Source organism: Sphingobium sp. FW306-1B-F04DB (assembly GCF_058781925.1).
This window is the reverse complement of sequence record NZ_JBYSXE010000001.1, coordinates 144,407-150,694: the sequence shown is the minus strand read 5'-3', so window position 1 is coordinate 150,694 and position 6,288 is coordinate 144,407. Positions and strand designations below refer to the sequence as shown.

5 protein-coding genes are annotated in these 6,288 nt (G+C 63.2%); 1 reads left to right on the top strand and 4 read right to left on the bottom strand.

The window, feature by feature from the left end:
- The 3 genes from AC3WJD_RS00700 to AC3WJD_RS00690 all read right to left on the bottom strand — a co-directional run.
- The coding region (locus tag AC3WJD_RS00700; RefSeq protein WP_492743577.1) for an FAD binding domain-containing protein at positions 1 to 848 on the bottom strand (848 nt) is incomplete at its 3' end.
- The gene (locus AC3WJD_RS00695; RefSeq protein WP_492744071.1) at positions 835 to 1,545 is read right to left on the bottom strand and encodes a 2Fe-2S iron-sulfur cluster-binding protein; all 711 of its coding nucleotides are present in this window, start codon (positions 1,543 to 1,545) and stop codon (positions 835 to 837) included. The genes AC3WJD_RS00700 and AC3WJD_RS00695, both read right to left, overlap by 14 nt.
- Positions 1,546 to 2,142: 597 nt before the next feature.
- Positions 2,143 to 3,474, bottom strand: a complete 1,332-nt coding sequence (locus tag AC3WJD_RS00690; protein WP_492743575.1) for a tyrosine-type recombinase/integrase — start codon at positions 3,472 to 3,474, stop codon at positions 2,143 to 2,145.
- A 356-nt stretch (positions 3,475 to 3,830) separates the two neighbouring features.
- Here AC3WJD_RS00690 and AC3WJD_RS00685 point away from each other — a divergent pair, with 356 nt between their 5' ends.
- Positions 3,831 to 5,012: a hypothetical protein gene (locus AC3WJD_RS00685; RefSeq protein WP_492743573.1), complete on the top strand. Its 1,182-nt coding sequence runs from the start codon at positions 3,831 to 3,833 to the stop codon at positions 5,010 to 5,012.
- Between the two features lie 9 nt (positions 5,013 to 5,021).
- Here AC3WJD_RS00685 and AC3WJD_RS00680 read toward each other — a convergent pair whose 3' ends face one another.
- Positions 5,022 to 6,278: a M20/M25/M40 family metallo-hydrolase gene (locus AC3WJD_RS00680; protein ID WP_492743571.1), complete on the bottom strand. Its 1,257-nt coding sequence runs from the start codon at positions 6,276 to 6,278 to the stop codon at positions 5,022 to 5,024.
- Between the last annotated feature and the right edge of the window lie 10 nt (positions 6,279 to 6,288).

The following is a 6,288-nucleotide window of genomic DNA, read 5'->3' as shown; positions in this document are numbered from 1 at the left end:
CCGCCCCCCCCACGTTCGGCCTCGGCGCTGCGCCATGGCTTGTGGGCGACACTGCCCAGCACGACGCGCGCCTCCCGGATCGTCCCGCCATCCAGATCGAACGCAGCGGCGACCGAGACCAGCGCGAAGGCGTAGGACGCCCTGTCGCGCACCTTGAGATAATATGAGTTGGGCGCGAATTTGGCGGACGAAGTCGGCAGCTCGATCGCGACGATCAGTTCGCCTTGCCCAAGGTTCGTATCCTGCTGCGGCGTATCGCCGGGCAGACGATGAAAGTCGGCGACAGGGATCAACCGTTCCCGCCCATTCTGGGCGCGCACGCGCACACGGGCGTCGAGCGCATAGAGCGCATTGGCCATGTCGCCGGGATAGGTCGCGACACAAGCCTCGCTCCAGCCCAGAATGGCGTGGATCTTGTTGAGACCCTCACGCGCCCCGCAACCGCTTCCGGGCTCGCGCTTGTTGCAGGGCGTCGCCGTGTCATAAAAATAGTTGCAGCGCGTGCGCTGGAGAAGATTGCCGCCATTGGTCGCCATATTGCGTAGCTGACCGGACGCCCCGGCGACGATCGCCTGGGTCAGCAATGGATAATTCTCGCGGACCAGCGGGTGGTTGGCCGTCTCGGTATTGGTCGCGAGCGCGCCGAGGGACAGGCCCGCGCGGGTCCGCTTGATGTCCCGCAGCGGCAGGCGCGTGATATCGACGAGGCGCACGGGACGCTCGATATCCTCCTTCATCAGGTCGAGGAGGTTGGTGCCGCCGGCAAGGAACTTTGCGCCCGGCATGGCGGCGACGGCTGCGACGCCCGCGGTGGGATCCGCCGCGCGAACATATTCAAACGGCCGCATTGCTGTCCTCCTCTCGCACCATCGCCAGTTGGGCCTCGGTGGCGAATTGCCAATTGTGCGCAGTCTCGCGGCCCGAATGGACCTCCTGGACCGCCGCGAGGATGCCGGGATAGGCGCCGCAGCGGCAGATGTTGCCGCTCATGCGCTCACGGATCTCGTCGTCCGATAGGCGCGTCGTAGCCTTGCTCACATCAGCGGTGACATGGCTGACATGCCCGCGCCGGGCCTCGCCCAGCACGCCGACCGCCGAACAAATCTGCCCTGGCGTGCAATAGCCGCACTGGAAGGCGTCATGCTTGATGAACGCGGCTTGGACCGGGTGCAGTTGGTCGCCTTCGGCCAAACCCTCGATCGTGGTCACCTCGCGGCCGTCCAGCGTCGCGGCCAGCGTCAGGCAGGACAGAACCCGTTGCCCATCGACCAGAACGGTGCAGGCGCCGCACTGGCCTTGGTCACAGCCCTTCTTCGATCCGGTCAGCGCCAGCCGCTCGCGCAGCGCGTCGAGCAGCACCACGCGCGGATCGAGCTCAAGCGCCCGCTCCGCGCCATTGACCCGGAGCGCGATCTTCACCAACTGCTGCGGCGCTGCCGTTGCGGTTGCCGCATCCGCCGGGAGCGCCATCTGCGCGAGCGCCTCTTCCTCGGCAAGAAGACTGGCCGCGAACAACCCTAAACTCCCGGCCGCAGTGTGGGCCATGAAGTCGCGCCGCGACTGCAGGATTCCGCCCAGCGCCGGCATCTCTTCCAGGAGAGCCGCCTCGTCCGCATCCAGATCGGCAGAGAGATCATTTTCAGGCTCAGACATACCGCCGTCCTCTTGAGAGCATTTCAACAGACAAGGGGGAGACGTCACAGCCATGAGATGATTTCAGAAACGAGAGCACTTCCAGTTTGAAATCTATCGGCGGCTGATCGGTTGCCCATTCTTTGATCTTGTATCATCAACCAGGTCATGGCCAACGACTCCGCATAGGCCGGCCGTCTCGACCAGTCGCCTTGGAGGCACGTAATCTCACAGGCGAATCGTTGGCTGACGCCCTGAGGACTCAACCTTCTCAACGACTTTCTACCTGAATATGCGATCTGGACTAGCGAGACTAGCTAATCGCCACCATGAGCCAGATTCACTAACGGCACTGAGCACGGCCGACTTGGTCACGGCGGACCACGCTCGCCCGCGAATTGCTTGCAGGCGTGCGGGGCCAGACAATTCGCAGCCTTCCTGGGCGCTCGGGCCGGATAAACCTGCTCATCATGAGCTTGCTCGCCACTTCAATGCAGGCGCAATCAAGCGCTAAGCGCCGTCCGACCGCAGTACCAGCGGCTCGGATTCGGAACCTGCGGCCAACTCGGGTCGGACACCAAGGGCCAGTGTCACCCCACTCGTTTCGCTTGCCTGACGTTCGGCCCTTAGCGCCTGCTGATCGAGCCAATCACCGATCAACTGGGCCTCTGGTTGCAGCCACTGGAGGTTGGTCGTGTCGAAATAGTGCACCGCAGTCACGTCCCGGGTGATGTGGTTCGTCAGCAGGTCCGTGCGGAACTTTTCGATCCGACACTGCCGCAGCGCAATGTTGGTATAGGTGCGCCGGACAGCGTGGGGAGTGATATGGTTCCCCGCCACCTTGCTGACTTTCAGCATCGTATCCCGCGTGCTCGTGATGTGGCGAGCCTTGCCCCATGACGGAAAGACGAAGGGGTTTCCCTCGACTCTGGGGCGAGAATCGAGAAGCCAGAGCCCCTGGAGTGATAGCGGCATCGAAACGGGATTGCCGTTCTTGGGGTTTGGAATGTGGAAATATCCATCCTCCAGCATGACCTGATCCCAACGGAGCGAAGAGGCTTCGCCGATTCGCAGACCTGTCAGGAAGAGGAACCGGACCAGGTCGATGCTCGACCCCGTATCGCGATTGTGCGCAACGGCGCTCCACTGTCGTAGAGCAAGCCAACAGGCCCCGACTTTATGGTCGAGGATACGGGTGGTGCGCGGGCGGAGCTTGACCTTGTCGTCCCTGAGGACGGCAACCGGGCTATACCGTATCAGTGGAGAGCCGTCTGCACGACGATGCTGGCGGCTGGCATAGTTGATGAGCGCGCTGAGGATCGAGAACGCCTGGTTTGCCTGCCCCGGTGCCCCTTTCTTGCCTCGGAGTCCTACGGTCAGCATCTCGCGATAACGGATCCTGCACATCTCCTCGGTGATCGACACGATCGGCTTGTCCTTCCACGCCTCGAAGGTTGTGGCGATATGCCTCTTGATCGTAGCCTGGCTGCTGGCTTTCAGCTTTCCGGGGCGCGCCACATAATTATCGCACACCTCCTGCAAGGTGATGCGAAGCGTTTCTTCGTGCTTCTTGAGCTCGCGGGGATCCTCGCCCATTCGCATCGTCCGAAGATGCTCGCGTGCGACGTCGCGCGCCTGATCCACGGTGAATACGCCATAGGGCCCGATCGATATGCGAGCCCCCTTCCCGCCATGTGCTACCCGTCCCTGTACGATGAAGGTCAGCTTGCCTTTCGTCGTGATACGGACGCCGAAGCCTTTTACCTCAGTGTCCCAGTAAATCTTGCCCTTGTCGCTCGACTCCATGCGATCTATGACGCTTTTTGTAAGCTTTATGGCCACGGCGGCTGCTCCCGAAACTCGCAAGCAAATAGTAAGCAGCCCATATAAACCTACTGGAACTCACATAAAACTTCCAGAGGACAAATTACTAGGGTTTCTGCAAATTCGTATGCTTACGAATACCTGTTAAAACTAGGAGAAACCTTATAATCCGCAACTTGAAAACCGCCGTGGGTGCAAGCTCACCGTGGGTTCGAATCCCACCCTGTCCGCCAACTTTCCTCACATTGCTTGCCACATCGCGGCCCCCGGTATCGGGAGAAAACCCGATTGTGGCGCTCCGCGCCCGTCGCCAGACTTGATGCGCCGCGCCGTGGCGCTCTTCGCCGATCTGCGCGATGATGGAAGGCGCGCAAGTGACCGAACAGCAGGACACCGCTTCAATCTTCGCGCAGAACGATCTGTTCGAGGGTGGGCCGCCCCGACGCCTGACCGCGCTGGTGCGATTGCCTGCGCCGATCTGCCCCAACGTGCCGAGCAGGGTGGGCCTCGTCATCATCCTCGGGTGGGTGCCGCTGCTGGTACTGACGCTGTTCGCACCGCCCTCGGACCCCGAAGAGGCGCTGAGGAGCTTCAGCCGCGATGTCGGATTGCATGCCCGCTACCTGATCGCCGCCCCTCTCCTCGTCATTGGCTGGAAACTTTGCGCGCGCCGTCTCGGCTCGGTGGCGCTGCATTTCGTTGTATCGGGGCTGCTGGACGCCGATGGCGAGCGGCAGTTCGAGGATATCCTCGTCCGCGCGCGAAGGCAGGTCAGCTCGCTTTGGGCCGAGGCGATCATGCTGGCGCTCATCTACGGCGTCATCCTGGCGCTGATTGGTATGCCCGTTGCCCCCGGGGTGCCGACCTGGTCGCTTTCTGGCGACACATTATCCGCCGCCGGCTGGTGGCGCATGCTTGTCAGCGCGCCGTTGCTGTTTCTGCTGGTCCTCGGCTGGATCTGGCGCGTGATGATCTGGACGGACATGCTTCGGCGCATTTCGCGGCTCGAGCTGCGGCTGATCGCGGCGCATCCCGACCAATCGGCGGGTCTGGGATTTCTGTGCCAGTCGGTGCGCGCCTTTGCGTTAGTTGGCGCCGCGTTGGGGACGATCGCCGCGGGACGGTTCGCCAATGTTCACCTGGCGGGGCAGGCAACGCCGTTCACCGACGGATTGCTCGTCGGCGGCATCGCGTTGATCTCGGTTGCGTTGTTCGTGGGGCCGCTTACGGTCTTCGTCGACAAGCTGACACGCGTGTGGCGCATTGGTGCAATGACCTATGGCGCGCTCGGGACCGAGCTGGGCCTGCAGTTCGAGCGGTCATGGTTTGCCGGAACACGGCCCGCGAAGCGGCAGATGCTGTCGGAACCCGACTTCTCGGCAGCCACCGACCTCTATCAGGTGGTCGCCAATGTCTATGCAATGCGCTTCGTGCCGGTGGACTTCAACAGCTTGGCGATCCTGCTCGTGGCGACTCTCGCGCCATTCGTCCCGGCGATGTTTCTGTCGATGCCGACGACGGTTGCGATCGCCGAGCTGCGCGGGCTGTTCTTTTGAAGCGGCCAATCAGCGTCGCTGAACTTCCGCGATCGCAAGCAGGGAAAGCAGTCCGACGCTGAGCCCGCGCAGGCTCTCCTTGCGTTCCACATCGATATACTCGTCGGTCGAATGCGCGCGTTCGCCGCTGCCGCCCGAACCGATCGTGATCGCGGGCACGCCCAGGCTGATCGGGACATTCGCATCGGTCGACGATGCCTCATATTCGGGCGAGAAGCCCTGCGCGCGCGCGGCCGCAGCGGTGATCGCGACGAGCTGTGCATCGCGAGGCGTGACGCCTGCGGGGCGATCGCCGATCTTCTTCTTCTCGGCGGTGATTGGCCCTTCGCGTGTCGAGCGCGCGCCATTTTCGGTGGCGATCGCGCGATCGATCGTCGCCAGGAAGCGCTTCTCTAGCCCGTCGAGTTCAGCCGCGCTTTCGGAGCGCATGTCGAACTCGACAAAGACCGAATCGGGGATCGAGTTGACCGAGGTGCCACCGCCGATCACCGCCGCTGCATAGGTGGTCTTGGGTGATGCGACAGGAACGATTTCGTAAAGATCCGAAATCGCGCGCGCGGCCGCGGCCATGGGATTGACGATGCCGAAGGCGCTGAAGCTATGCCCACCCGGACCCTTGAAGGTGACACGATAGCGCTTCGAACCGACCGCGGCGTGCGTCAGCTGCGCAGGGTCGATGCCGTCGACCGAATAGAATGCGGCGACGCGGTCCTTGTATTTGCCCTGGGTGAAGAAGTGGCGGACACCGCGCAGGTCGCCCTGCCCTTCCTCGCCGACGGTGCCGACGAACAGGATATCGTGCCTGGTGCGGATCTTCGCGGCGTCGAGCGCGCGGATCCAGGCAAGCATCGCCGCGAGCCCGCGCGAATCGTCGCCGATGCCGGGTGCGTAGAGCTTCGTTCCCTCGCGGCGAACCTTCACATTGGTGCCGGCGGGAAAGACGGTGTCGAGATGCGCCGAAACGACGATCAGCTTGCCGCCGGCGGGCGCGGTGCCGCGGCGCAGCCCCATCACATTGCCTTCGGCGTCGCTCTCGATGTCGGTCAGGCCGTGATCGGCGAGCATCTGGCGATAGGCGGCGGCTCGCGGCGCTTCGCCAAAGGGCGGCGCGGGGATTTCGGTGATCCTGATGATCTCACCGACAAAGCGGTCATGCTGCGCGGCGAGCGTCTGTTCCGCCTTTTTCCAGGCGGGCATCGCCCGGATCGACGCGATCGTCCGATCCTCGGGCGCGCGCGAAGGCGCGGCCAGGGCGGGAGCCGCCATGACCGCTGCC